Annotated in this window: 24 protein-coding genes, 1 tRNA gene and 2 riboswitches; of the genes, 13 read left to right on the top strand and 12 right to left on the bottom strand. The window is 61.4% G+C overall.

Annotated features, from left to right (window positions below):
• Window positions 1-13 precede the first annotated feature (13 nt).
• A complete protein-coding gene (locus VWY34_RS20015; protein WP_416546514.1) occupies window positions 14-1,231 on the top strand; it encodes an alanine racemase in 1,218 nt (405 codons plus the stop codon).
• Window positions 1,228-1,962 carry an ATP-binding cassette domain-containing protein gene (locus tag VWY34_RS20010; protein WP_416546512.1) on the top strand — a complete coding sequence of 245 codons (735 nt, stop codon included), beginning with the start codon at window positions 1,228-1,230 and terminating at the stop codon, window positions 1,960-1,962. Before VWY34_RS20015 ends, VWY34_RS20010 begins: the two co-directional genes overlap by 4 nt.
• Before the next feature lie 169 nt (window positions 1,963-2,131).
• Here VWY34_RS20010 and VWY34_RS20005 read toward each other — a convergent pair whose 3' ends face one another.
• Together VWY34_RS20005 and VWY34_RS20000 are read right to left on the bottom strand one after the other, a co-directional pair.
• Complete coding sequence (locus VWY34_RS20005) at window positions 2,132-2,734, bottom strand: exopolysaccharide biosynthesis protein (protein WP_416534424.1); 603 nt, start codon at window positions 2,732-2,734, stop codon at window positions 2,132-2,134.
• Window positions 2,735-2,806: 72 nt separating this feature from the next.
• Complete coding sequence (locus VWY34_RS20000) at window positions 2,807-3,724, bottom strand: LysR family transcriptional regulator (protein WP_416546510.1); 918 nt, start codon at window positions 3,722-3,724, stop codon at window positions 2,807-2,809.
• 108 nt (window positions 3,725-3,832) lie between these two features.
• Here VWY34_RS20000 and gstA point away from each other — a divergent pair, with 108 nt between their 5' ends.
• The 4 genes from gstA to VWY34_RS19980 all read left to right on the top strand — a co-directional run bounded on the left by gstA (window position 3,833) and on the right by VWY34_RS19980 (window position 7,423).
• Complete coding sequence (gene gstA, locus VWY34_RS19995; RefSeq protein WP_416546508.1) at window positions 3,833-4,444, top strand: glutathione transferase GstA; 612 nt, start codon at window positions 3,833-3,835, stop codon at window positions 4,442-4,444.
• Window positions 4,441-4,821, top strand: coding sequence for a nuclear transport factor 2 family protein (locus VWY34_RS19990; RefSeq protein ID WP_416546506.1), 381 nt, complete (start codon window positions 4,441-4,443; stop codon window positions 4,819-4,821). Before gstA ends, VWY34_RS19990 begins: the two co-directional genes overlap by 4 nt.
• A gap of 3 nt (window positions 4,822-4,824) precedes the next feature.
• The gene (locus VWY34_RS19985; protein ID WP_416541457.1) at window positions 4,825-5,046 is read left to right on the top strand and encodes a tautomerase family protein; all 222 of its coding nucleotides are present in this window, start codon (window positions 4,825-4,827) and stop codon (window positions 5,044-5,046) included.
• A gap of 346 nt (window positions 5,047-5,392) precedes the next feature.
• Window positions 5,393-7,423: a M10 family metallopeptidase gene (locus VWY34_RS19980; protein WP_416546504.1), complete on the top strand. Its 2,031-nt coding sequence runs from the start codon at window positions 5,393-5,395 to the stop codon at window positions 7,421-7,423.
• Window positions 7,424-7,712: 289 nt separating this feature from the next.
• Here VWY34_RS19980 and VWY34_RS19975 read toward each other — a convergent pair.
• Window positions 7,713-7,788, bottom strand: a tRNA-Lys gene (locus tag VWY34_RS19975).
• Window positions 7,789-7,999: 211 nt separating this feature from the next.
• On the opposite strand from VWY34_RS19975, the gene dapF reads away from it, so the two are divergent.
• From dapF to VWY34_RS19960, 3 genes are all read left to right on the top strand, one after another.
• Window positions 8,000-8,845 (top strand): diaminopimelate epimerase, encoded by an 846-nt coding sequence (gene dapF / locus VWY34_RS19970; RefSeq protein ID WP_416548994.1) that lies wholly within the window; start codon window positions 8,000-8,002, stop codon window positions 8,843-8,845.
• The gene (mtaB, locus tag VWY34_RS19965; RefSeq protein WP_416548995.1) at window positions 8,842-10,104 is read left to right on the top strand and encodes a tRNA (N(6)-L-threonylcarbamoyladenosine(37)-C(2))-methylthiotransferase MtaB; all 1,263 of its coding nucleotides are present in this window, start codon (window positions 8,842-8,844) and stop codon (window positions 10,102-10,104) included. The genes dapF and mtaB overlap by 4 nt, the downstream gene beginning before the upstream one ends.
• 109 nt (window positions 10,105-10,213) lie before the next feature.
• Window positions 10,214-10,735, top strand: a complete 522-nt coding sequence (locus tag VWY34_RS19960) for a chloramphenicol phosphotransferase CPT family protein (protein ID WP_416548996.1) — start codon at window positions 10,214-10,216, stop codon at window positions 10,733-10,735.
• Window positions 10,736-10,883: 148 nt separating this feature from the next.
• Here the strand turns inward: VWY34_RS19960 and VWY34_RS19955 are convergent, their stop codons facing one another.
• The 4 genes from VWY34_RS19955 to VWY34_RS19940 all read right to left on the bottom strand — a co-directional run bounded on the left by VWY34_RS19955 (window position 10,884) and on the right by VWY34_RS19940 (window position 14,428).
• A complete protein-coding gene (locus VWY34_RS19955) occupies window positions 10,884-11,675 on the bottom strand; it encodes a cytochrome c1 (RefSeq protein WP_340547001.1) in 792 nt (263 codons plus the stop codon).
• 18 nt (window positions 11,676-11,693) lie between these two features.
• On the bottom strand, window positions 11,694-13,028 hold the full coding sequence (gene petB / locus VWY34_RS19950) for a cytochrome b (protein ID WP_416546499.1): 1,335 nt from the start codon (window positions 13,026-13,028) through the stop codon (window positions 11,694-11,696).
• 11 nt (window positions 13,029-13,039) lie between these two features.
• Window positions 13,040-13,600, bottom strand: a complete 561-nt coding sequence (gene petA / locus VWY34_RS19945; protein WP_340547003.1) for a ubiquinol-cytochrome c reductase iron-sulfur subunit — start codon at window positions 13,598-13,600, stop codon at window positions 13,040-13,042.
• Between the two features lie 225 nt (window positions 13,601-13,825).
• Entirely contained in the window at window positions 13,826-14,428 is a 603-nt protein-coding gene (locus VWY34_RS19940) for a glutathione S-transferase (RefSeq protein ID WP_416548997.1), read from the bottom strand.
• Between the two features lie 170 nt (window positions 14,429-14,598).
• Window positions 14,599-14,806, top strand: a riboswitch (FMN riboswitch).
• A 79-nt stretch (window positions 14,807-14,885) separates the two neighbouring features.
• On the opposite strand from VWY34_RS19940, the gene VWY34_RS19935 reads away from it, so the two are divergent.
• Window positions 14,886-15,323 carry a 6,7-dimethyl-8-ribityllumazine synthase gene (locus VWY34_RS19935; protein ID WP_340547005.1) on the top strand — a complete coding sequence of 146 codons (438 nt, stop codon included), beginning with the start codon at window positions 14,886-14,888 and terminating at the stop codon, window positions 15,321-15,323.
• Between the two features lie 50 nt (window positions 15,324-15,373).
• Here the strand turns inward: VWY34_RS19935 and VWY34_RS19930 are convergent, their stop codons facing one another.
• The 3 genes from VWY34_RS19930 to thiB are packed head-to-tail and all read right to left on the bottom strand — an operon-like array spanning window position 15,374 to window position 18,562.
• Complete coding sequence (locus VWY34_RS19930; protein ID WP_416546495.1) at window positions 15,374-16,066, bottom strand: ATP-binding cassette domain-containing protein; 693 nt, start codon at window positions 16,064-16,066, stop codon at window positions 15,374-15,376.
• Window positions 16,053-17,609, bottom strand: a complete 1,557-nt coding sequence (locus VWY34_RS19925; protein ID WP_416546493.1) for a thiamine/thiamine pyrophosphate ABC transporter permease ThiP — start codon at window positions 17,607-17,609, stop codon at window positions 16,053-16,055. The genes VWY34_RS19930 and VWY34_RS19925 overlap by 14 nt, the downstream gene beginning before the upstream one ends.
• The gene (gene thiB, locus VWY34_RS19920) at window positions 17,585-18,562 is read right to left on the bottom strand and encodes a thiamine ABC transporter substrate binding subunit (protein WP_416546647.1); all 978 of its coding nucleotides are present in this window, start codon (window positions 18,560-18,562) and stop codon (window positions 17,585-17,587) included. Before thiB ends, VWY34_RS19925 begins: the two co-directional genes overlap by 25 nt.
• Window positions 18,563-18,605: 43 nt before the next feature.
• Window positions 18,606-18,698: riboswitch (TPP riboswitch) on the bottom strand.
• Window positions 18,699-18,978: 280 nt separating this feature from the next.
• Here thiB and aroC point away from each other — a divergent pair.
• The gene (gene aroC, locus VWY34_RS19915) at window positions 18,979-20,085 is read left to right on the top strand and encodes a chorismate synthase (RefSeq protein WP_340547009.1); all 1,107 of its coding nucleotides are present in this window, start codon (window positions 18,979-18,981) and stop codon (window positions 20,083-20,085) included.
• 54 nt (window positions 20,086-20,139) lie between these two features.
• On the opposite strand, the gene VWY34_RS19910 is transcribed toward aroC, so the two are convergent.
• Entirely contained in the window at window positions 20,140-21,642 is a 1,503-nt protein-coding gene (locus tag VWY34_RS19910) for a malonate--CoA ligase (RefSeq protein WP_416544162.1), read from the bottom strand.
• Window positions 21,643-21,758: 116 nt separating this feature from the next.
• Here VWY34_RS19910 and VWY34_RS19905 point away from each other — a divergent pair, with 116 nt between their 5' ends.
• Window positions 21,759-22,694: a DMT family transporter gene (locus VWY34_RS19905; RefSeq protein WP_340547011.1), complete on the top strand. Its 936-nt coding sequence runs from the start codon at window positions 21,759-21,761 to the stop codon at window positions 22,692-22,694.
• Between the two features lie 9 nt (window positions 22,695-22,703).
• On the opposite strand, the gene VWY34_RS19900 is transcribed toward VWY34_RS19905, so the two are convergent.
• On the bottom strand, window positions 22,704-23,150 hold the full coding sequence (locus VWY34_RS19900; protein ID WP_416537817.1) for a MarR family winged helix-turn-helix transcriptional regulator: 447 nt from the start codon (window positions 23,148-23,150) through the stop codon (window positions 22,704-22,706).
• Between the two features lie 119 nt (window positions 23,151-23,269).
• Between VWY34_RS19900 and VWY34_RS19895 the strand changes: the two genes are divergently transcribed.
• Entirely contained in the window at window positions 23,270-23,698 is a 429-nt protein-coding gene (locus VWY34_RS19895; protein ID WP_340547013.1) for an organic hydroperoxide resistance protein, read from the top strand.
• The last annotated feature ends 51 nt before the right edge of the window (window positions 23,699-23,749 follow it).

Here is a 23,749-nt window from a genome sequence, read left to right as displayed (position 1 = left end):
AAGGAAAACAGACATGTTCCTCGATGTCCTTCGCCGTCGAAATGCCGATTTCGTCCTCGCCGCGCAGATGCTGCACAGGACGGGCGAAATCCCCGCGAACTCTTACGTTCTTGATCTGGACGCGGTTGCAGAAAACGCACGCCTGATCCGTGCGGAAGCCGATAAGTTTGACCTCAAGGTCTTCGCGATGACCAAGCAGGTGAGCCGCAACTCGGGGTTTTGCCGCGCCGTGATGGCTGGCGGCATTGATCGCGCGGTTGCTGTCGATATGGCCTGCGCCATCGCTTGCCATAACGCCGGGTTGAAAATCGGGCACCTCGGCCATCTCGTGCAGGTACCGCGCGCAGAAGCCGCGATGGCAGCGCGACAACTTACGCCCGATTACTGGACCGTGTTTTCGCAGGCCAAGGCGGCAGAGGCGGCAGAGGCCGCACTGGCAGCCGGACGCGAACAACCACTGCTTGCCCGTGTGCAGACCGCCGGAGATACATTCTATCGCGGTCATGAAGGTGGGTTTCCCGCGGAGGATGCGGTCGCAGCCGCAGGCTGGATGTCCCAGCTGAGCGGCGCGCGTTTCGCTGGCATCACCACGTTTCCTGCGCAGCTCTATGACCACACCACAGGCAAGATTAGACATACACCAAACCTTGGCACCCTGAAGCGGACCGCTGATGCTCTGCAGCGCGCGGGCTTTGACAAGATCGAAATCAACGCACCCGGCACGACATCTCTTGTCACACTTGAGGCGCTTGCTGAAGCCGGAGCAACCCAGGTCGAACCCGGCAACGGGCTGCACGGCACGACACCTCTCCATGCCGTCGAGGATCTGCCCGAGATGCCAGCTGTTCTCTACCTCAGCGAGGTCAGCCACCTTCATGGCGGCCGCGCCTATTGCTTCGGCGGAGGTCTATATGTCGATCCGGTCTTTCCCGAATATGACATCAAGGCATTGGTCACCACATCCCCCAGCGTAGACACTACTGATTTGAGATGCGTCGAGATCCCGCCGCCATCTGCGATTGACTATTACGGGATGATCGACGCCACAGGCGCCAACGCTCCCGCACCCGGTGACACGGTCGTTTTCGGCTTCCGCGGCCAGGCCTTCGTCACCCGCGCCCACTCGGTCGGCATCGAGGGCGTATCGAAGGGCAAGCCGCGCGTGGTGTCGATCGAAAACAGCTACGGGCAGGCAGAACCCTGGCTCAGAATCCGGAATGCGACAAGATGACCCCGGTTCTTCAACTCAGAAATATCCGCAAATCCTTTGGCGGAGTCACGGCGATCCAGGATTTCTCGCTCGACATGCTCGCAGGTGAAGTCGTGGCCCTTGTCGGCGACAACGGCGCCGGCAAATCAACTCTCATCAAGATGATCTCAGGTGTCTACACACCCAGTTCAGGCGAGATGCTTCTGGATGGAAAGCCAGCAAACTTTCCTGACGCTTCAGTTGCTCGGGAACGGGGGGTAGAGGTTGTCTATCAGGATCTGGCACTGGCCGATCAACAGACTGTCTACATGAACCTCTTTCTTGGTCGTGAACCCGTGAAGGGGCCGCTGCGGCTGCTTGATCGCAAGAGAATGATCGCCGAAACGGACGCGCTTGTTCGTGAACTGGATGTGCGCATCCCGTCCGCATCCGCTACGATTCGCGACCTTTCAGGGGGACAACGCCAGGGTGTCGCAATCGCACGCGCAACGCATTGGGCAAGAAAACTAATCCTGCTCGACGAACCCACTGCCGCGCTTGGCGTCGCTGAAACCGCCCGGGTCGAAGCAACAGTTGAATCACTGAAAGCACGCAACCTCGCAATCTTCATCGTCTCCCATAGTCTCGATCAGGTCTTCCGCCTGTCGGACCATATCTGTGTCCTGCGCCGCGGCGAGCAGATCGGGATCCGCGAGACAGACAAGACCGACAAGAATGAAATCGTCTCGATGATCACCGGCGTCTCAAAATGAAACAGGCTGGCGGTCGCACTCGCCAAAGACAGCGCGCCTAAGGATCGGGCGACCAAAGATCATTCCCTTGAGGCAGGTCTTGCAAATGTCGTGAACACGGAAGGCGTTGCGCTACCGCTGCGATCGCACCTATCAGCGCAACAGCATTCGATTGTTCATCAGAAAAACGTTAGTGTATCAGACTGTTCGCCCCGATCAGGATCGAAGCGCCCACAAACACCGTCAAGGCAATCGACAACATCCCGGCGCAGACACCCGCCAGCACGATGATCCCATCCCGTTCCAGCAGCCCGATGCTGGCAACAAACAGGGCAATTGCTGGAAACCAACCGCTGAGCGGCAGCGGCACGAACAGCGCCAGGGAAACCAGAAACAGCAGGCCTCCGGTCAGCTGTTCTCTTCGTGGCTGAAACACCGCCCGCAGGCGCGGTCGGGCAACCCGCTCCAGCCGCCGCGACACGGGGCGCAAGCGCAGCACGATACGGCGCATGCCTGTGCCGGAAAACCGGATCCGCGCGATGCGTCGCGGCAGCCGGACGCTGGAAAATCCCAGTCCCATCTGCGCGCAGAAAAACAAGAGCGGCAGAGCGGTGACAAGGGTTGACCCTGGAGGCAAAGGAAGAAGATTGATCAGGCACGACAGCAAGATTGCCCATCCGAAGGACCTGTCGCCAAGCTGCTCCAGAAAGGTGCCAAGCGCGATATGATCGGAGTTTTGATGGTAGCGGATCACGCGCAGCAGCGTGAAGGAGAGAGAGCGCTTCCTGATCAAGCCTATAGCACCGGGACATCCAGAAACAGCTTTCACATTCGCCTCGCAACTCGGACCGTGCCTGCCTCCTGCTTAGCGCCTTGCTGTGTCTGCGGCAACCGGCTTCGCAGCTGAGACAGCCGCACCGACCCTGTTCCAGAGTTCCTCGGCAACAACCCCAATGAGCTGGTCCCTGCGCCGCATCTTGAATATCACTGTCCGTCGCAGCGGGAACCCGTCCAGGTTCAGGGACAGCAAAGCCCCGGAACGCCGCTCCTCCTCTGTCATGTGATCTGGCAGACCGCCCCAGCCAAGCCCGGCGAGGATCACCTTTTTCTTGGCCGCGAGATCAGACACCGTCCATTTCAGGCTCCCGGACAAGAGATCGCGGCTTTGGTCATGCGCCGCGCCGCCGGTGCCGGCGGCGACCACCTGCACATGACTTTGCATTTCGGATGCCGACAAGGCGTGGGGGCCGACGGGCAGGTTCAAGGCGGGGCTGGCCACCGGCCGGATCGTGACCTCGGCAACCGGCTCTGCCTCCACGTCGTCCAGCGGCACCCCGTCAAGCGACGCAAGCGCGATATCCGCCTTGCCCTCCATCAGCCGGGCAATCGGGCCGCCCATCATTTCCATGCGCAGCCGGAGGTGGGTCGCAGGGTGGCGCCGCCCGGTCTCCGCAAGCGCCGGCAGCAAAGGGTCCAGATCCATGGTGGCACTGACGGCAAGCGTCAGTTCCGGTTCTTCGCGGGCGCGCAGCCGGGCGGCGGTAGATCGAAGCCCCTGCATCTGCCGCAGCACCCGCGACGCCTCACGATAGAAGATTTCGCCCGCCGGGGTCAGAGACGGCCGGTAGGCTTCGCGGCTGAACAGCTCCAGCTCCAATTCCTCTTCCAGCAGGCGGATTGCATGGCTGATGGCCGACTGGGATTTATTCAGACGCTCCGCCGCACCGCGGAAGGTGCCGGTTGCGACAATGGCCTCGAGGGCAAGGAGCTGGTCGTGTTTCATCGGCTTCCAACATGATCAGATTGCCTAATCGTTATGCTGCAAACACAATATTATCAATCAATCATATCTGAAGGTAGTCAGAGGGCATCACTGCAACAGGAGACTGTCATGAAACTCTACTACAAACCCGGTGCCTGCCCGCTGGCCAGCCATATCGCCCTCTATGAAACCGGCCGCCCGTTTGACATCGAAGCCGTCGATACCGCGGCGGGGCGGACCGAAAGCGGCGCAGATTACCGTGCGATCAACCCCAAAGGCTATGTTCCGGCCCTGGGCCTGGACGATGGCAGCGTCCTCACTGAAGGGGCAGCGGTTTTGCAGTATATCGCGGACAGCCATCCGGAGGCAGGTCTGGCGCCGGCGGCGGGCACCTTGGGCCGGGCCCGGATGCAGGAACAGCTCAACTGGATCGGGACCGAGCTGCACAAGGCCTTTAGCCCGCTGTTCCGCGAGGCCACGTCCGAAGCCGGCAAGGACGACGCGCGCAGCGCGGTTGCGGGCAAGTTCGATTTCATAGAGGTCCAGCTGGCTGATGGCCGGGAGTGGCTGGTCGAGGGCCGGTTCTCGGTGGCCGATGCCTATCTGTTCGTGGTCTCGAACTGGGCGAACTTCACCGGCATCGACCTGGCCCGCTGGCCCAATCTGGCCGCCTTTGTCAGCCGCAGTGCTGCCCGCCCGTCGGCCCAGGCGGCGATGCGCGCAGAGGGCCTGATCCAATGACGCCTGCCGCCCACAATGAGGTCGGCGCCCTGATGGAGGCCTATTTCGAGGGCCTCCATCAAGCCGACAGCGCCCTGCTGCGCAAGGTTTTTCACCCGCAGCTGGCCTATGTCTGCGCCACCGAAGGCGACGAGCTGTATCTGGATCTTGAGACTTACATGGCCCGCGTCGACGGGCGTGTGCCGCCGGCCGAACGCGGTGAGGCGCGCGAGGAGGAGATCCTGGAGATTGCCTTTGCCAGCGATCGGCTGGCCCGTGTCAGCGCCCGGATGACCATGATGGGGCGGGATTTCCACGACCTGCTGACCCTTGTCCGCTACGGTGCCGAATGGCGTATCGTGGCCAAAGTGTTTTCCTATGTTCCGCGAAAGGACTGAACAATGCCTTATGTGAATATCAAAGTGACCCGCGAGGGCGGCCCCGAAGGCACCGGCCCAAGCGCAGACCAGAAGGCGCAGCTGATCGCCGGGGTGACGGGGCTGCTGCAGGATATTCTGGGCAAGACCCCGGCAACCACATTTGTAGTGATCGACGAGGTTCCGCTGGAGGACTGGGGTGTCGGTGGCCTGCCGGTTCAACAGTACCGCAAGCAGGCGCAATAAAGACGCAGCGGACAGAAGCGCTGAGGGCGACCTATCCAGTGCCCCGGGCGCCGATGACTTTTGCGGTGGAGGGCGTACCGGCCAGCGCTGTCTCAATTGCCGCCAGGCGTTGCAGAACCGGGCTCATGGCTGGGCGTTGTTTGTATTGCGCGCCCTAACGCCTGACGATAGTAGAGCTGAGCCGCCGGGCACGCTGTCTCCTTCTGGTTGCTTTCATCTGTGAATTTTAATGTCACGACATGTCTATCTATATTTATGCATTCATCGACATAGTCACGGGAAGGCTGACCCGTTTTCCGACGCGACAACTCATTTACTGACGCAATTCCCCTTGAAGGAAAATTTCATGGCTAAAGGTTTGAACTCTGTCTCATCATTTCTCCAGATCGGAGATCAAAGAGTCGACGGCTTGTTTTTTGGGCAAAAATGGAGCGATGATACTATTCACTATGCCTACCCGTCTGAGCCCGGTGTCTATAATTATTCAGCTTCTTATAATGAGGCAGCTGCGTTTTCAGAGGTTTCCGATCTGCAGAAATCTGCGATCAAATTCGCTTTGGACTCTGATCTCGGCCCCGCCGCAGCAAGGGGCTTTTCTGTTGAAGGTATTACAAAGCTGAATATTGAGCATGACGCAACACCGGATACGACCAGCCCGGAGGCTATTCGGTACGGCAACACGTCCTCACCCGATGTTCTCAGTGCTCATGGATATTACCCGCAAAACAGTCCAGCCGCAGGGGACGTCTGGTTTGGAAACACGGTTTACCGATCCCCGGCAGCGGGCAACTACGCCTGGCATACTGTGCTGCATGAAACCGGACATGCTCTGGGACTGACGCATTCACATGAAAACATTAACGGATTCGGTGTTGTTCCATCTGAGTACGACCACATGGAATACACGATCATGAGCTATCTGAGCTACGAAAATAGCCCGCTAGGTGGATATAGAAATGAACCCTCGAGCTTTGCACAAACCTACATGATGCTGGATATCGCGGCCCTGCAGCATATGTATGGTGCCGATTACACCACCAACAGCAACGATACGGTCTACAAGTGGTCCCCCAATTCAGGCGACACTTTGGTCAATGGTGAAATTGCAATCGATGCGGTCGGCAACCGGATTTTCGCCACCATCTGGGATGGGGGCGGCGTCGACACCTATGATCTTTCGGCCTACGCCGAGAATCTAAACATTGATCTGAACCCCGGCGAATCCTCACGCTTCAGCGCTGCACAGACGGCCCATCTGGGATATGGATATAACGCTAGCGGCAATATCTACAATGCACTTCTCCATAATGGTGACAGGCGTTCGCTGATCGAAAATGCCATAGGTGGCACTGGCAACGACGTAATCGCGGGCAACATCGGCTCCAATTTACTGCGTGGTGAGGGTGGCAACGACACCATCACAGGCGGTGCAGGTAATGATACCGTCTTTGGCAATACCGGAAATGACCATATCAGCGGTCAAGACGGTGATGACCGGATGCTGGGTGGCAAGGGCAACGACACAGTCTTTGGCGGCACTGGCAACGACGAGTTGCTGGGAAATCAGGACGACGACGTGCTGAATGGCAAAGAAGGTGCGGACACGCTTTACGGCGGTTCCGGCAGCGACACTCTGAATGGAGGTACCGGCGCCGACAGTATGTCAGGAGGCACAGGCAACGATACCTACTGGGTGGACGATGCCGCAGACCAGGTGGCCGAAAATGCGGGCGCAGGTCAGGACCGGGTCAATAGCTCAGTAACTTTCGATCTGACTGCTCACAGCGCACATATCGAAGACCTGACCCTCACCGGAAGTGCCAACATCAATGGCACTGGCAATGAGGCGGACAACTCGATTTCCGGCAACACTGGCGCCAATATTCTGCGTGGTGAGGGCGGCAATGACGTCATGACAGGTGGTGACGGAAATGACACTGTCTATGGCAATACCGGAAATGACCATATCAGCGGTCAAGATGGTGATGACCGAGTGCTGGGTGGCAAGGGCAACGACACAGTCTTTGGTGGCACTGGCAACGACAAGTTGCTGGGAAATCAGGACGACGACGTGCTGAATGGCAAGAGCGGCCGGGACACGCTTTACGGCGGTTCCGGCGACGATACTCTGACCGGCGGCAACGGTGCCGACACATTTGTATTCACGAAGGGAGAAGACGCCGACCGGATCACCGATTTTGGCCTCGGCAATGACACGCTTTTGCTGAGCGGGTTCGGTTTCTCTACTGAGCAGGATGCGCTTGGCTATGCAAATGACGTGTCAGGGAGCGTGATTTTCGACTTCGGTGATGGTGACAGCCTAACCCTGTTGAATCTGCAGCTACAGGACCTGCATAGCAATATCGTCTTCACCTAGTAGGTTCACTGATCGACCGCAGGCGGGCTGCGCGGGCAACCGCATAGCCCGCTCTCTGCTTCCAGGCTTTCGGACTAGATGTCACAGCCAAGGAGGGCTCGACTGTGCTAAGGCGGCTGGCGTCCCGTCTGAGGACAGGCAATGTAGCTATAGCAGTATGGGAAACGTGCTGCTTCCGAGCAATCAAAGGAGGCGGATCTTCAATACAGTATTCACTCGGCACTCTGGCCGAGATCTACCGGCATAGTACAAATACGAATGTTCAGTGGATTGATCTTATTGGAGGAAGTGGTGAGCCGTGCAGGATTCGAACCTGCGACCCACTGATTAAAAGTCAGTTGCTCTACCAACTGAGCTAACGGCCCACTTCTTCTTCGGAACATCGTGTTGTTCCCTGGTCGCTCTTTAAGGACATAATCCAAAAGGATCAAGCACTTAATTTGCTTCGGAGCGGCGCGACCGTGTCAGTCATGCTGTCCCGATAGGCGGCGTATCTAGGGGTAAGGGCTGAGACGGTCAACCCCTTTTTTCAACTTTCTTGCCACAAGGCTGGATTCATCTTCGACGGAGGTCTATATGCGCGAAATGACCACAGGATCAGACACCCGCTTGCCCTTCATGAAGATGCACGGCCTCGGCAACGACTTCGTTGTTGTGGATGCCCGTGACATGTCGTGGCCCATCACACCGGCCATGGCCGCCGGAATCGCGCACAGGCAGATGGGCGTGGGATTCGACCAGCTCACCGTCATCACCCACGGCGAGGAAGACGCACATCTGACCTTCTACAACGCCGATGGATCCACCTCGGCCGCCTGCGGCAACGCCACCCGCTGCGTGGCCCGTTACCTGATGCAGCAGACCGGACGCGAGGCCCTGCGTCTGACCACCGATCGCGGCCTGCTTCATGCAAGAGACGCAGGAAACGGGCTGACCGCCGTCAACATGGGCCAGCCACAACTGGACTGGCAGGATATCCCGCTGGCAGAGCAGATGGACACGCTGGAGCTGCCGATTGAGGGGGCGCCAACCGCCACCGGCATGGGCAATCCGCATTGCACCTTTTTTGTCGAAAACGCCGAGCTGATCCCTCTCGCCGAATTTGGCGCGCGTTACGAGCATCATCCGCTCTACCCTGAACGCACCAATGTGCAGGTCGCCCATCTGGTCGGCACAGATCACATCCGCATGCGCGTCTGGGAACGCGGCGTCGGCATCACCCTGGCCTCGGGCTCCTCGTCCTGCGCCACCGCAGTGGCCGCAGCGCGACGCGGGCTGACCAGTCGCCATGTGCAGATAGATCTGGATGGCGGCACGCTCTGGATTGACTGGCGCGACGATGGCGTCTGGATGACCGGCCCGACCTGCCACGTGTTCGACGGCAGCTTCACCCGCGACTTTCTGGAAAGCCTCTCAACATGAGCGCGCCCAAATTCACCACGCTCGGCTGCCGCCTGAACGCCTATGAAACCGAAGCGATGAAAGAGCTCAGCCAGCAGGCAGGGCTCAGCAACGCCGTGGTGGTCAACACCTGTGCCGTCACCGCCGAGGCCGTGCGCAAGGCACGGCAGGAGATCCGCCGCCTGCGCCGTGAAAACCCGGAGGCGCCGATCATCGTCACCGGTTGTGCCGCCCAGACCGAACCGGAAACCTTTGCCGCAATGGAAGAGGTCACCCGCGTCATCGGCAACACCGAAAAGATGCAGGCCAAAACCTGGCAGCAGATCGCCAAGAGACCGGACTTCATCGGCACCACGGAAAAGGTGCAGGTCGACGATATCATGTCGGTGACCGAGACCGCAGGCCATCTCATTGACGGTTTCGGCACCCGCAGCCGCGCCTATGTGCAGGTCCAGAACGGCTGTGACCACCGCTGCACTTTCTGCATCATCCCCTATGGTCGCGGCAATTCCCGCTCCGTCCCTGCCGGTGTGGTGGTCGATCAGATCAAACGGCTGGTGGACCGGGGCTATAACGAGGTTGTCCTGACCGGCGTCGATCTCACCTCCTGGGGCGCCGACCTGCCCGCCACGCCCCGTCTGGGCGATCTGGTGATGCGGATCCTGAAACTGGTGCCGGACCTGCCGCGCCTGCGCATCTCCTCCATCGATTCGATCGAGGTGGACGAGAACCTGATGCAGGCCATCGCCACAGAGCCTCGGCTGATGCCGCATCTGCACCTGTCGCTGCAACACGGCGATGATCTGATCCTGAAACGGATGGCCCGCCGCCACCTGCGCGATGACGCGATCAAATTCTGCGAAGACGCCCGCCGCCTGCGCCCGGAGATGACCTTTGGTGCCGATATCATTGCAGGCTTTCCGACCGAGTCGGACGCCCATTTCGAGAACTCGCTGAAACTGGTTACCGACTGCGATCTCACCTGGCTGCACGTCTTCCCCTATTCCAAGCGCGAGGGCACCCCGGCCGCCAAGATCCCCAATCAGGTGAATGGCACGGTGATCAAGGAGCGAGCCGCCCGTCTGCGCGCCGCCGGTGACGTGCAGGTACAGGCCCATCTCACCGCGCAGATCGGCCGCAGGCATCGCATCCTGATGGAAAACCCGCACATGGGCCGCACCGAGCAATTCACCGAGGTCAGCTTTGCAACCCCGCAGGTGGAGGGCGAGATCGTCACCACCACCACCACCGGCATCAGGGGAACCCAACTCACTGCCTGAGGCCGCGCGTCGACGCATTGAAGCCGCACACAGGCAGCACTCTGGGTGCCACTCCTACTGCGAAGACAGTCTTGCCCCTCCCGCATCGATGCCGGAGGATGGCAGGATCATGAGCCTCATCCTCTTCCTTCACGGCCCCTCCAGCAGCGGCAAATCCACGCTGGCAGCAGAACTGCGCCGCCAGTCACCCCGCCCCTTCCTGCACCTCTCCATTGATCACCTGCGCAGCAGCGGCGCCTGGCGCCAGGTCGATTATCCCGACTGGCAAGCGGCCCGCCCCGCCTTCTTTGACGGGTTCCATCGCGCAGTTGCAGGCTTTGCCGACGCTGGTAATGATCTGATCATCGAACATATCCTCGACACACCCGGCTGGCACAGCCAGTTGCAGGACCTGCTGGCGGACCACCAAATGCTGTTCGTCGGATTGCGCCCCTCTCTCGCCGCGCTGCACCAGCGCGAGCAGCGCCGGGGTGACAGGCCGCGGGGCAGCGCCGTGCAGGATGCCGCCCATGTCCATGCCGGGATGCGGTATGATCTGGACTGCGACGGCACCCGCGACACCGAACAGCTTGCGCGCGACATCCTCACCCGCATCAACCAGCCGCTACCCGCCTCCGGGTTTTTCCGCTAGCCGCACATCAGGACGCACCGCCCACTGTCATCTTTCCCGAAATACTCCGGGGTGAATGCCCGCAGGGCAGAGGGGCAGCGCCCCCAATACGAAAAACCCCCGCAGGGTCACACCATGCGGGGGTTCGTAATTGCTCAGGAAAACCGGCTTAGCTGGTTTTCTTGCCTTTGTGCGGCGCCCACAGACGCTTGTTGGTGAGATACAGCAGCACCGACAGCAGCGTCAGGAACAGCACGCCGACAAAACCGGCCTGCTTGCGCGCCATCATTTTCGGCTCCGCCGTCCACATCAGGAAGGCCGCGACGTCCTGCGACATGGCTTCCACATCGTTGGCGTGGCCATCGACGAACTCAACCTGCTCATCCGACAGCGGCGGCGCCATGGAGATCCAGCCACCAGGGAAGGCCGTGTTGCCATAGAAGGTGGTGCCTGCTTCTTCCTTGGTCTCACCGGTGTAACCCGCCAGCAGCGACGCAATATATTCCGCACCGCCCATGCCTTTGAACAGCTGGTTCAGACCCAGACCGTAGGGGCCGTGGAAACCCGCACGTGCCTTGGCCATCATGCTGAGGTCAGGCGCGCCTGCGTTGTTGTTTTCCGGGAAGTTATCGGTCGGCTTGGCCGGACGATCTTCATCCTCCACCGGATCGTAAACCGAGAAGTTCTCGGCCGCATAGGCGCGGACCTGCTCTTCTGGCAGGTTCGGGCCACCTTCATCGGCCAGGGTGCGCAACGGCACCAGCTTCAGCCCGTGACAGGCTGCGCAGACTTCGGTGTAGATCTGCAGACCGCGCTGCAGCTGGTTGGTGTCGTAGGTGCCAAACGGGCCTTCGAACGAGAAGTCATAGTCCTCGACATGGCCCGAGCCTCCCGCCGCAAAGGATGCGGCAGGCGCCAGGGACAGTGCGAAGGCGGCACCAATGGCTAGTTTTTTCAACATGGTTGCTGTCCTTCTCAATTACTCGGCCGGCGTGGCGTCAGCGCCAGACTTCTTGCCGTAATGGGCATCAAAATCCGCTTCGATGGTGTCGGGAATCGCCAGCGGCTTCTCGATGACGCCCAGCAGCGGCAGGATCACCAGGAAGTAGGCGAACCAATAGGCCGAAGCGATCAGGGAGAACGACGCATAGGGTTCTTCCGCAGGCATTGCACCCAGCCACATCAGGGCAAAGAAGTCGATGACCAGCAGCAGGAACCACCACTTGAACTGCGGGCGGTACCGGCCCGAACGAACGCGGCTGGTGTCCAGCCAGGGCGCCAGCGCCATGACGGCAATCGCACCAAACATCGCCAGCACGCCAAAGAACTTGGCGTCGATGATGCCACCGGTCACAAAGGAGGCAATCTGCACAACCCAGACTTCCGAGGTGAAGGCCCGCAGGATCGCGTAGAACGGCAGGAAGTACCATTCGGGAACGATGTGTGCAGGGGTCACCAGCGGGTTGGCTTCGATGTAGTTATCGGGGTGGCCCAGGTAGTTCGGCATGAAGCCGACGATCGCCCAGAACACAACCAGCACAACCGCCAGACCTACGAAATCCTTGATCACGAAATAGGGCCAGAACGGCAGCGTGTCTTTCTTGGCTTCTTCCTTGGAGCCACGACGCACTTCAACACCGGTCGGGTTGTTGTTGCCAGTGGTGTGGAAGGCCCAGATGTGCACGATGACCAGCGCCGCGATCACGAAAGGCAGCAGATAGTGCAGCGAGAAGAAGCGGTTCAGCGTGGCGTTGTCCACGGCAGGCCCGCCCAGCAGCCATGTCTGCAGCGCTTCACCAACAAAGGGAATGGCGCCGAACAGGCCGGTGATCACGGTCGCTCCCCAGAAGGACATCTGACCCCAGGGCAGTACATAGCCCATGAAGGCGGTGCCCATCATCATCAGGTAGATCAGCATGCCGATGATCCATGTGATCTCGCGCGGTGCCTTGTAGGACCCGTAGTAGAGACCCCGGAAAATGTGGATGTAGACCGCGACAAAGAACAGCGATGCGCCGTTCATATGCAGATAGCGGATCATATGGCCGCCGTTCACGTTGCGCATGATGTGCTCAACGGAGGCAAACGCCAGATCGACATGCGGTGTGTAATGCATCACCAGGATGATACCGGTGACGATTTGCAGGACCAGGCAGAATGCCAGGACGATACCCCAGATCCACAACCAGTTCAGGTTCTTGGGCGTGGGGATCATAATGGTGTCATAGATCAGGCCAACGATGGGCAGGCGGCTGTGCAGCCACTTCTCGCCACCGGTTTTCGGCTCATAATGATCGTGCGGAATGCCGGACATGAATGTCTCCCTTATCCCAGTTGGATCGTAGTTTCATCAAGGAACACAGCCGTCGGAACCGGCAGGTTCTCGGGCGCGGGACCTTTGCGGATACGACCGGCAGTGTCGTAGTGCGACCCGTGGCAGGGGCAGAACCAGCCATTGAACTCGCCAGCGCCATCACCCAGAGGCACACAGCCGAGGTGGGTACAGACACCCATCATGACCAGCCATTCGCCAGCTTCGTCCATGGTGCGGTTTTCGTCGGTGGCCGGCACATCGCCTGCGTTGACGTTCCGGGCAACCGGATCGGGCAGGTCGGCCAGATCAACAGCACGTGCCGCTTCGATCTCTTCCTGGGTGCGGCGGCGGATGAACACCGGCTTGCCAAGGAACATAACCGAGATCTGGGTCCCGACTTCCACACCTGCCACGTCCACGATAATCGAGGACAGAGCCTGAACGTCAGCCGAGGGGTTCATCTGGTTGACCAGGGGCCAAATAGCGGCGCCCGCAGTCACTGCCCCGGCGCCGGCAGTGGCGTAGTAGAGGAAATCTCTCCGGGTTCCTTCGTTGTCTTCTGCGTGGGACACGAGGTTTTCTCCAATTCCAGCGCCCGTTTAGGGCAAACATGCGCATACACCGCGCAATGAACGCAGTGACTCATCGCGGGTATCTAGCGGGGAGAAGGGCTTTCGTCCAGCGGTCATAGGCGCGCAGATGGACGCACACGCAAGTAATTATGCGCAACTGTTGCAAACAGCCTCACATATTTGCGCGGGCACGCCGTATTTCAAGGGGAGCGCCCGCGCCAGATCTCAGCTTTCCGGTGGTCGCGTCGCCTGCATCGACGGGCGCGAATCGAATTCGGCGAACCAATCCGCCAGCGCCTCGTTCCCCTTGCGCCAGCCCATTTCCGGGTGCCGGAAATCCACATAGGACAATGCACAGGCCACAGCGATCTGCCCGATCCGCAGCGATCCTTTCAGATGCGCCATCCAGCGCGCGTTCAGCGCCGCGCAGCCGCCCAGCACCTTGCCGCTCTGCCCTTCGATCCACTCCGGCCATTGCTTGTCCGCGGGGCGCAGGCGCTTTTCATAGGACAGCAGCACTGCCGCCTCCATGATGCCATCCGCCGTGGCCTCCAGCACCCGCGTGTCCCAGCCGCCCTCATAAAGCGCCCCACCCGCACGCTCTGCCAGATAGGCGCAGATCACCCGGCTGTCATACAGCGTCGCACCCTCCGCGCGTTCCAGCGCCGGGATCTTGGCCAGCGGGTTGGCGGCCTTCAGGTCGTTCGCCGGGGCAATCGGCGTGGTGGCCACCGGGATCAGCTCGACATCCGCCAGCTGATCCGTTTCATGCAGCACCACCATGACCTTACGCACATAGGGGGAGGTGGGCGCGTGATAGAGTTTCATTGCGGAAATCCTTCTGAACGGGGTTTGGAGACAGATCCACGACGATGATACCATGTCTTACATGGGGCGCGGCTGCGCACACTCTAGCCTGGCCTCACGGCAGGACCACCCCCTTCGGCATCTTCGGTCACGCTTCCTCTTGCCTTTGCCATATCGAGCGGCCATGTTCGCGCTGTTCTCAGGGCGGGGCGAAATTCCCCACCGGCGGTAAGCGGGCATGTCCCCGTAAGCCCGCGAGCGGTCATTTTGAGTGCCGTCACAGCTTGAACCGACAACCGGTTCCCACTTTTCGGGCTGTGAACGCGCTGGAAATGATGTCCAGCAGATCTGGTGCAACTCCAGAGCCGACGGTCATAGTCCGGATGAAAGAGAACGTGTGACAGGGCCACGGGGGACGTGTGCCCTCATCACTCGTGATCGCCTTGGGTGACGTGTCAAACCTATAGGAGATACCACAATGACACACACCCGCTTTGCCTTCATCAAGGCACATTGGCATTCCGACATCGTTGATCGCGCATTGGAGGGCTTTCAGCAGCTGATCCCGGCGGAGCAGATCGACGTGTTTGATGTGCCCGGCGCCTTTGAAATGCCGCTGCTGGCCAAGGATCTCGCCAAGACCGGAAAATACGACGCCATCGCCTGCGCCGCCTTTGTGGTGGATGGCGGCATCTACCGCCATGACTTCGTGGCACAGGCTGTGGTGGATGGCCTGATGCAGGCAGGCATGGAGACTGGCGTGCCCGTCCTGTCCGTCTCGCTAACGCCGCACCACTATCAGGAAACCGATCACCACAACGCCATCTACCGCGCCCATTTTGTCGACAAGGGACGCGAGGCCGCCAATGCTGCGCTGATGATCGTCAGAACCCGGCAGGAGGCGCTTGGCGCCTAAACGGGGCACGACGCAGCGCGGGTCGGGCCGCTACAGGCCCGGCCAAGCGATCAGCCCAGATAGGCCTTCAGCGCCGGCGGCGGATTGTCCAGTAGCTCCGCCGTCGCCATCGGCGGATGCGCCACGCCATCCGCCACCAGTATCACCTGATCCGCAATCCGCCGCGCATCCGCCGGGTCATGGCTGACCATCAGAACCGTTGCCCCGGTCTCCTGAGCCAGCTCCGCCACCAGATCCAGCATCTCGGCCTTCAGCGCGGGCCCCAGCGCCGCAAACGGCTCGTCCAGCAGCAGCAGATCGCGGCCCTGCACCAGCACCCGTCCCAGCGCCACCCGGCTTTGCTGACCACCGGACAGGGCGGCGGGCTTGCGCTCTTCCATTCCGGCCAGTCCGACCCGGGCAATCGCTGCGCGCACCTTGTCCTGCTCTTCGCGGCTCAGCCGCAGGTTCGGGCGAATGCCCAGCGCGACATTCTGCGCCACGCTCAGATGCGGAAATAGATTGCCGTCCTGAAACAACATCGCAATCGGCCGTGCACCCGGTCTCACATTCGTCAAAGCGCGCCCCTGCCACGATAGCCCCCCTGAGATAATCGGCACAAAACCGGCAATCGCCTCGATCAGCGTTGTCTTGCCCGCGCCGGAGGGACCGATCACCGCCACCCGCTCACCCGCCGCAACCGACAGATCCGCACGCACGATAAAGCCGCCGTTATCCATTTTGCAGTGATCAAGTTTCAGCATGACGCCGACCTCCCCGGTCGCATATGTAAAACGCCCCCATCGACAGGCATAGCAGCAACAGCGCCCCGCCCGAGGCTGCCTCCATCCGGTAAGCTCCCATCAGGCGATAGACCTGCAAGGGCAGCGTTGCGGTTTCAGAATCGGCAAACAGCGCAATGACTCCGAGATCGCCCATCGACAGCGCGGCCGCCAGTCCCGCGGCAAAGCCAAGCTGCGGACGCAGCCGTGGCAACAGCACCCGGCGCAGGAACACCCCGCCGCGCATGTCCAAAGAGAGCGACAAACGGCCATAGCGCGCCAGGATCTCGCGCACTCTGGGGATCAGAATGCGCAGCGCAAACGGCAGCGCCATCAGCGCATTGACCAATGCCGTGACCGGCAGCGCCAGCGCAAAGGGATCGGCAACCGGGTAGATCAGAATAAACAGCCCGGTGCCGATCACCAGCGGTGACACCGCCAGACCAAGCAGCCCGGCAACCTCCACCGCCGCCCCCCGGCCCAGCGCCACGGCAATTGCCATCGGCAGGGCGATCAGCAGCAGAACCAGCGTACTCAGCCCGGCAATCAACGCCGACGTCGCAGCCGCCATCCAGACCGACTCCCCCATCGACAGAAGCCCCGGCAGCCCCGCGATGACGATGGCGCTCAGCGGCAACACCAGGAACAGCGCCGCCCCCGACAGATAGATCGCATCCAGCCCCCGCGCCCAGCGCCCCTCGCCATCCCAGCGCCGCACGGGCCGGTCCAGCCCGGCTCCGAATCCTTCGCCGCTGGCAACGCGCAGCGCCACCAGCGCCGCCGCCCCGGTCAGCAGCAGCTGAACACCCGACAGCATCGCCGCCCGCCCCAGATCGAAGTCGAAGCGGAACGCCTGATAAATCGCCAGTTCGATGGTGGTGGCACGTGGTCCGCCCCCCAGCGTCAGCGCCACCGCAAAGCTGGACAGGCAGATCGCAAAGACCACCGCCAGCGCACCGGGCACCACCTGCCGCAGCATCGGTGCCTCCAGCAGCCGCCACATTGCCAATGGTCCGGCATTGAGCTGCGCCGCAAGGCGAAAGCGCTCCGCCGGGATTTCCTGCCAGCCTTGCAGGATCAGCCGTGTCGCCAGCGGCAAATTGAAAAACACATGAGCCAGCACAACGCCGTGCAAACCATAGATCTGCAGCGGTCCAAGCCCGAAAACCGCCAGCAGATCGCTCAGCCAGCCCGACCGGCCAAACACGGCCAGAATGCCAAGGATCGCAACAATCACCGGCAGGATGAACGGCGCCCCCATCAGGGCGATCAGCAGCCGCCGCCCGCGAAACCGTCGCCGCGCCAGCGCGCGCGCCACCGGCACCGCCAGCGTCACGCTCACAACCGCCGACAGAACCGCCTGCCAGATGGTAAAGCGGATCGCGGCCCAATCGGCGACCCCAAGACCGCGCCCGACCTCGGCCCGCAGGATAACAGCGGCCAAGGCCCCAAGGATGAACGTCGCGACCAGGGTCGCGACGCCCAGACCCCAGCGGGATCTCAGCGGCTGAGCGCGGTCAGCCATTCTTCCAGCGCCGCATCACGCAGCGCCGCCGCTTCCTCTGCACCCAGCAACAGCGATTTCTCCGGCGCAACGAGGGTCTCAAACCCCTGCGGCAGGCCAGCTGTCGGCGTCACCGTCGGATACATCCAGTTGGTGGTCGGAATGATTGACTGGAACGCATCGCTGACCATGAAGGCCAGGAACTGATCCGCCAGTTCCGGCTGGTCGCTGGCCGCCAGCTTGCCGGCAACCTCAACCTGCATGTAGTGACCTTCATCGAAGACCGCCGCCGCCTTGCTGGCGTCATCCTCGGCGATCAGGTGATAGGCCGGCGAGGTGGTATAGGAGAGCACCATATCCGCCTCGCCCTCCAGGAACAGCCCATAGGCCTCCGACCAGCCCTTGGTCACTGTCAGCACATTGTCGGCCAGCCCCTCCCAGACCTCGGGGGCCTTGTCGCCATAGGCAGCCTTCACCCACATCAAGAGGCCAAGGCCGGGGGTGGAGGAACGCGGATCCTGAATCACGATCTTCAGATCGCTCTCAGCCAGCTCGGTAAAACTCTTCGGTGCAGTGGCATCCGCATTATGCACAAAGGCAAAATACCCCCAGTCATAGGGCGCAAAGGTGGTGTCTTCCCACTCGAACGGCAGTGCATAATCGGCGCTGATGCTGTGCTCGGCAAAAAGACCGGTCGCCTTCGCCGCTGCGGTCAGATTGGTGTCGAGCCCCAGCACCACATCCGCATCGGACCGCGCCCCTTCCAGCTTCACCCTTGCGAGCAGCGCCGCGCCGTCGCCTGCGCCGACCAGTTTCAGGTCACAGCCGCAGGTCGCCTCAAAGGCTTTCTCCACCGCAGGCCCGGGACCCCAGTCAGAGACAAAGCTGTCGTAGGTGTAGACAATAAGTTCAGGCGTTTCGGCGTAGGCTGCCGTTGCGCCCAGCAATCCCGCTGCAAGTACAAGATGTTTCATGGCATCCTCCAATGCGGCCTCCAATGCGACGTGGGGCAAGGGTGGAGCCATTCCAGACCTTCCCTCCGCCGGTTCTAGCCGGTTCAGGTTCTACGGGTGTGATCTCAGCGTCGATGACGCACCCCGAGGTGGCGCGCACCCTAGGGGCCGGACAGCTGAAAGACAAGCGATAGCGGGCTCGCACCCCTCACTAGAATGACAGCAAGGCTGACCAATTGTTTCGCACGCGAAACATTGGGGGAGTCTGGCTGTCCTTTCTGCAAGGTTAACCCACCCCATCTTCTGGCCGGAAATATCCCGGGGGAGCCGCCCTGTGGGCGGCGGGGGCAGCGCCCCCGCCCCACGCTGCGAAACAGGAAACCCCTTGAGGGTGCCGCCCACCCCCGCTAAGCACTTTCGCAAAGGAGACCGCGCCCATGTCGATCAACAGCTTTGGCCATCTGTTCCGCGTCACCACCTGGGGCGAAAGCCACGGACCCGCTCTGGGTGCGACGGTTGACGGCTGCCCCCCCAATGTCCCGGTCGACGCCGGGATGCTGCAGCAGTGGCTCGACAAACGCCGCCCCGGTCAGAATAAGAACATGACCCAGCGCAACGAACCCGATGCGGTGAAAATCCTCTCCGGTGTGTTCGAGGGCAAATCGACAGGCACACCGATCCAGCTGATGATCGAAAACACCGATCAGCGCTCCAAGGACTATGGCGATATCGCCCAGACCTTCCGCCCGGGCCACGCCGACATCACCTATTTTCAGAAATACGGCAACCGCGACTATCGCGGCGGTGGCCGGTCTTCAGCCCGCGAAACGGCGGCCCGCGTGGCCGCTGGCGGTGTTGCTCGGGAGGCGATCAAATCGCTGGTGCCAGGGCTGGAGATCAAAGGCTACATGACCCGCATGGGCGAGATGGAGATCGACCGCAGCCGGTTCGACTGGGACGCCATCGACCAGAATGACTTCTGGATCCCAGATGCCGCGGCAGTGCAGGACTGGGAAGACTACCTTCAGGGGCTGCGCAAGGAACACGATTCAGTTGGCGCGGTGATTGAGGTTGTCGCCCGTGGCGTACCCGCAGGCATTGGCGCGCCGATCTATGGCAAGCTGGACACCGATCTGGCCGCCGCAATGATGTCGATCAACGCTGTCAAAGCCGTCGAGATCGGCGAAGGCATGAACGCCGCGCGTCTGAAGGGCTCGGAAAACGCCGATGAGATCTTTCTCGGCAATGATGGTCAGCCGATCTATTCGTCGAACCATTCCGGCGGCATTCTGGGCGGGATTTCCACCGGGCAGGATGTTGTCGTCCGGTTTGCGGTGAAACCCACGTCATCAATCCTGACGCCGCGCCAGTCGATCCGCAAGGATGGCAGCGCCGCCGAAGTCATCACCAAGGGCCGCCATGACCCCTGCGTCGGCATCCGTGCGGTGCCGGTGGCGGAGGCGATGATGGCCTGTGTGATCCTCGATCACCTGCTGCTGCATCGCGGTCAGGTGGGGGAAAACCAGGGCCACATCGGCGGCTGATCCTGTCTCCGTCTCGCCGCCAAGATCAGACGCGAGACGGGGGTGACGGCCAAATCAGGTGAAAAGCCCGGCAAAGCGCTCGCGCAGCGCTTTCTTCTGTACCTTGCCCATCGTGTTGCGCGGCAGCTCCTGCATCAGCGCGACATGTTTGGGCTGTTTGAACTTTGCCAGCTGCCCGGACAAAGCCGCCTGAATGGCCGCAGCATCGGTGCCTTCCTCTGTCGGAACCACCACCGCCACCACGGCCTCGCCGAAATCGGGATGCGGCACGCCGATCACCGCACTTTCCAACACCCCCGGCAGATCGTCGATCAGGGTCTCAACCTCCTTTGGGTAGACGTTGAAGCCACCGGAGATCACCAGATCCTTTTCCCGGCCGACGATGGTGACATAGCCGCTGTCGTCAATCTTCGCGAGATCGCCGGTGATGAACCAGCCATCCGGGCGCAGTTCCTCGGCGGTTTTCTCCGGCATCTGCCAGTAACCCTGGAACACATTCGGGCCGCGCACTTCCAGCACGCCGATCTCGCCCTGCGGCAGCTCCTGTCCCTCCAGCATCACCCGCGCCTCCACCCCCGGCAGCGGTTGGCCGACAGTGCCTGCGATGCGTGCGCCATCATAGGGGTTTGAGGTGCTCATATTGGTTTCCGTCATCCCATAGCGTTCCAGAATGCGATGACCTGTGCGCGCCTCCCACTGTTCGTGGGTCTCCACCAGGAGCGGCGCCGAGCCGGAAATGAACAGGCGCATATTGGCCGCCAGATCCGGGGTCAGCTGCGCCTGCGCCAACAGCCGCGTGTAGAAGGTCGGCACCCCCATCAGCGCGGTCGATGTCGGCAAAGCTGCAAGAATGGACTCGGCATCGAACCGGGGCAGAAACACCACCTGCGCCCCCGCCAGAAGCGCCACATTGGTCGCCACGAACAGCCCATGCGTGTGGAATATCGGCAGCGCATGAATCAGCACATCCTCAGCGGTGAAGCGCCAGTGATCCCGCAGGGTCAGTGAATTGGAATAGAGGTTTTCATGGCTGAGCATCGCCCCCTTTGACCGGCCCGTGGTGCCGGACGTGTAGAGGATCGCCGCCAGATCCGATGGGGTCCGCGCCACCGGATCGAACCCGGCCTTCCCCGCTGCCAGCTCCATAAGGCTGCCCTGCCCCTCGCCATCCAGCGTCAGCACGGCTGCCTCGCCCGCGACCGCGCGCAAACTCTCACGCCGCGCCGGATCGCAGACAAAGACGCGCGGCGTTGCGTCACCGATGAAATAGGCCACCTCCGCATCGGTATAGGCAGGGTTAAGCGGCAGAAACACCGCCCCAGCCATCACCGTACCCAGATACAGCTCAATCGCGGCAAGGGATTTCTCCACCTGCGCCGCGACACGATCCCCCGGCTGGACTCCACGTGAAACAAGCGCCGCCGCCATACGCTCAGCCCCGGCGAAGAGATCCCCATAGCGCAGCAGATCGGCACCGGGACGGGTGGCGAATACGGCATCTTCGCGACCAAGAGAGGCGGCGCGCAGATGGTGGATCAGGGGATTTGCGTCATACATTCAGGGGCTCCTTGCGGCGGTGCGGTTGGGTTTCATGACCCTGCGCGACCTTGGACAAAGCCGGGTGGTAAAATCAACCCGTTGCACTTTTTGGTCCGCAGGCGCAGGGTCTGCGCATGGTGACATCCTTAACATCGCATCAACCGGGCCGTGCCATTGCGCTGAAACTGGCGGCCATTGCCCTGTTCACCGGGCTGTCGGCGATCATCAAGGCGACATCGGATGTGGTGCCCGCGGGTGAGGCGGTGTTCTTCCGATCGTTTTTTGCCATTCCGGTGATCCTGATCTGGCTGACCCTGCGCGGCCAGCTGCCGCGTGGTTTGAAAACATCGCGGCCCGGAGGGCATTTCCTGCGTGGCATCCTGGGAACGACGGCGATGGGGATGACCTTCATGGGGCTGGGGATGCTGCCACTGCCCGAAGTCACCGCGATTGGTTATGCAACGCCGATCTTCACGCTGATTCTGGCCGCACTTCTGCTTGGGGAGCGGATCCGGCTGATCCGGATCAGCGCGGTGATCATCGGTCTGATCGGTGTTCTGGTGATGCTCTGGCCGCGACTGGGGGGCGGAGATCTGGGCGATACCGCGACCCTGGGGGCCATCCTGATCCTGATCGCGACGGTGGCGCGCGGGCTGGTACAGATCCATATCCGCCGTATGGTGATGACGGAACATACGGCCGCCATCGTGTTCTACTTCTCGCTGACCGCCTCGATCCTGTCGCTATGCACGCTGCCCTTTGGCTGGGTCTGGCCTGACCCCGTTACGCTGGCGCTGCTGATCGGCGCCGGGCTGGTTGGCGGGGTGGCGCAGATTCTGGTCACCTCCTCGTATCGGTTTGCCCCGGCGTCGATGCTGGCGCCCTACGATTATTCCTCGATGCTGTTTGCCATTCTGCTGGGCTATATCTGGTTCAATGAGCTGCCGACGCTGGTGATGCTGATCGGTGCCGGGCTGGTGATCGCGGGCAATGTGCTGGTAATCTGGCGCGAGAGCCGTCTGGGCTTGGAACGCGGCAAGGCGCGGTCGGTTACCGATCCCAAGGGTTGAGGCTGGCGGCTAGTCCGCCTCCAGACGGGCGCGCAACCCGTTGATGCGGTCCCGCAGGTCCAGCAGATCCTGCAGGTCGCCCCCCAGTTCCTTCAGGATACAGGAGGTGATCTCGCCTGCGTTATCCGCCAGATCCCGCCCCCGCGCTGTAAGCTGCACCAGACGGCTGCGATCATCCTCGGGGTTGGCCACACGTGCCAGCAGCCCCGCAGCCTCCATCCGCTTCAACAGTGGTGTCAGCGTGTTGGTTTCCAGGTCCAGCTGCTGGCCCAACGCGCCGACGGTCTGCCCATCGGTGTGATAAAGCGAGATCAACACCAGATACTGAGGATAGGTCAGCCCCAGCGGCGCCAGCAACGGGCGATAGAGCCGGGTCAGCGCGTGGTTTGCCGAATAAATCGCAAAGCACAGGAGATCCGGCGTATCTGGTATGGGTGATGTTGGCGTATCGGTCATGGGTGCAATTTAAATCGTGCACGATACTTCTTCAAGGACTTGACCTTTGCGCCGGAGGATCCATTTATATCGCACACGATGTAATTTACTTCGACAGTGACACAGGAAAGGATCCCATCATGAGTGTTTCTCCCGTCTACACAGCCGCAGCAACCGCAACCGGTGGCCGCGATGGCAAAGCCAGCATCCACGACAGCGACCTCAGCTTTGATCTGGATCCGCCCAAGGAAATGGGTGGCGGCGGCAAGGGCAGCAACCCCGAGCAGCTGTTCGCTGCCGGCTATGCGGCCTGCTACATCGGCGCGATGAAATTCGCGACCACTCAGGACGACAGCCTCGCCAAGGTACCGAATGACGTGTCGGTCCACGCCGAGGTCGGCATTGGCCCGCGCGACGAAGGCGGCTTTGGTCTCACCGTTGCACTGAAGGTGGCCCTGCCCGGCCTCTCCCCCGAGGAGGCAAAGGCGGTGACCGAGGCAGGCCACAAGATCTGCCCCTACTCCAACGCGGTGCGCGGCAATGTGACCGTCACCACCGAGCTGGTCTGATCCCGGCACCATGCCCACGGCCCCCAAAGGGGCTGATACGGAAAAAGCGCG

The organism is Phaeobacter sp. JH20_02, assembly GCF_048056915.1.
Classification (GTDB): Bacteria; Pseudomonadota; Alphaproteobacteria; order Rhodobacterales; family Rhodobacteraceae; genus Phaeobacter; species Phaeobacter bryozoorum.
Note: the sequence above shows the minus strand (reverse complement) of the source record. Positions and strands in the feature narration are given on the sequence as shown.

What these genes read in the sequence shown, in the direction of transcription:
- VWY34_RS19925 (WP_416546493.1), bottom strand. Translation starts at nt 17,609, where the DNA reads ATGGCTGACCGCGCTCAGCCGCTGAGATCCCGCTGGGGTCTGGGCGTC.
- VWY34_RS20010 (WP_416546512.1), top strand. Translation starts at nt 1,228, where the DNA reads ATGACCCCGGTTCTTCAACTCAGAAATATCCGCAAATCCTTTGGCGGA.
- VWY34_RS19895 (WP_340547013.1), top strand. Translation starts at nt 23,270, where the DNA reads ATGAGTGTTTCTCCCGTCTACACAGCCGCAGCAACCGCAACCGGTGGC.
- gstA (WP_416546508.1), top strand. Translation starts at nt 3,833, where the DNA reads ATGAAACTCTACTACAAACCCGGTGCCTGCCCGCTGGCCAGCCATATC.
- VWY34_RS19960 (WP_416548996.1), top strand. Translation starts at nt 10,214, where the DNA reads ATGAGCCTCATCCTCTTCCTTCACGGCCCCTCCAGCAGCGGCAAATCC.
- petB (WP_416546499.1), bottom strand. Translation starts at nt 13,028, where the DNA reads ATGTCCGGCATTCCGCACGATCATTATGAGCCGAAAACCGGTGGCGAG.
- VWY34_RS19910 (WP_416544162.1), bottom strand. Translation starts at nt 21,642, where the DNA reads ATGTATGACGCAAATCCCCTGATCCACCATCTGCGCGCCGCCTCTCTT.
- VWY34_RS19990 (WP_416546506.1), top strand. Translation starts at nt 4,441, where the DNA reads ATGACGCCTGCCGCCCACAATGAGGTCGGCGCCCTGATGGAGGCCTAT.
- thiB (WP_416546647.1), bottom strand. Translation starts at nt 18,562, where the DNA reads ATGAAACATCTTGTACTTGCAGCGGGATTGCTGGGCGCAACGGCAGCC.
- VWY34_RS19905 (WP_340547011.1), top strand. Translation starts at nt 21,759, where the DNA reads ATGGTGACATCCTTAACATCGCATCAACCGGGCCGTGCCATTGCGCTG.
- VWY34_RS19900 (WP_416537817.1), bottom strand. Translation starts at nt 23,150, where the DNA reads ATGACCGATACGCCAACATCACCCATACCAGATACGCCGGATCTCCTG.
- mtaB (WP_416548995.1), top strand. Translation starts at nt 8,842, where the DNA reads ATGAGCGCGCCCAAATTCACCACGCTCGGCTGCCGCCTGAACGCCTAT.
- VWY34_RS19935 (WP_340547005.1), top strand. Translation starts at nt 14,886, where the DNA reads ATGACACACACCCGCTTTGCCTTCATCAAGGCACATTGGCATTCCGAC.
- aroC (WP_340547009.1), top strand. Translation starts at nt 18,979, where the DNA reads ATGTCGATCAACAGCTTTGGCCATCTGTTCCGCGTCACCACCTGGGGC.
- VWY34_RS19955 (WP_340547001.1), bottom strand. Translation starts at nt 11,675, where the DNA reads ATGTTGAAAAAACTAGCCATTGGTGCCGCCTTCGCACTGTCCCTGGCG.
- VWY34_RS19980 (WP_416546504.1), top strand. Translation starts at nt 5,393, where the DNA reads ATGGCTAAAGGTTTGAACTCTGTCTCATCATTTCTCCAGATCGGAGAT.
- VWY34_RS20000 (WP_416546510.1), bottom strand. Translation starts at nt 3,724, where the DNA reads ATGAAACACGACCAGCTCCTTGCCCTCGAGGCCATTGTCGCAACCGGC.
- VWY34_RS19940 (WP_416548997.1), bottom strand. Translation starts at nt 14,428, where the DNA reads ATGAAACTCTATCACGCGCCCACCTCCCCCTATGTGCGTAAGGTCATG.
- VWY34_RS19930 (WP_416546495.1), bottom strand. Translation starts at nt 16,066, where the DNA reads ATGCTGAAACTTGATCACTGCAAAATGGATAACGGCGGCTTTATCGTG.
- VWY34_RS19985 (WP_416541457.1), top strand. Translation starts at nt 4,825, where the DNA reads ATGCCTTATGTGAATATCAAAGTGACCCGCGAGGGCGGCCCCGAAGGC.
- dapF (WP_416548994.1), top strand. Translation starts at nt 8,000, where the DNA reads ATGCGCGAAATGACCACAGGATCAGACACCCGCTTGCCCTTCATGAAG.
- VWY34_RS20015 (WP_416546514.1), top strand. Translation starts at nt 14, where the DNA reads ATGTTCCTCGATGTCCTTCGCCGTCGAAATGCCGATTTCGTCCTCGCC.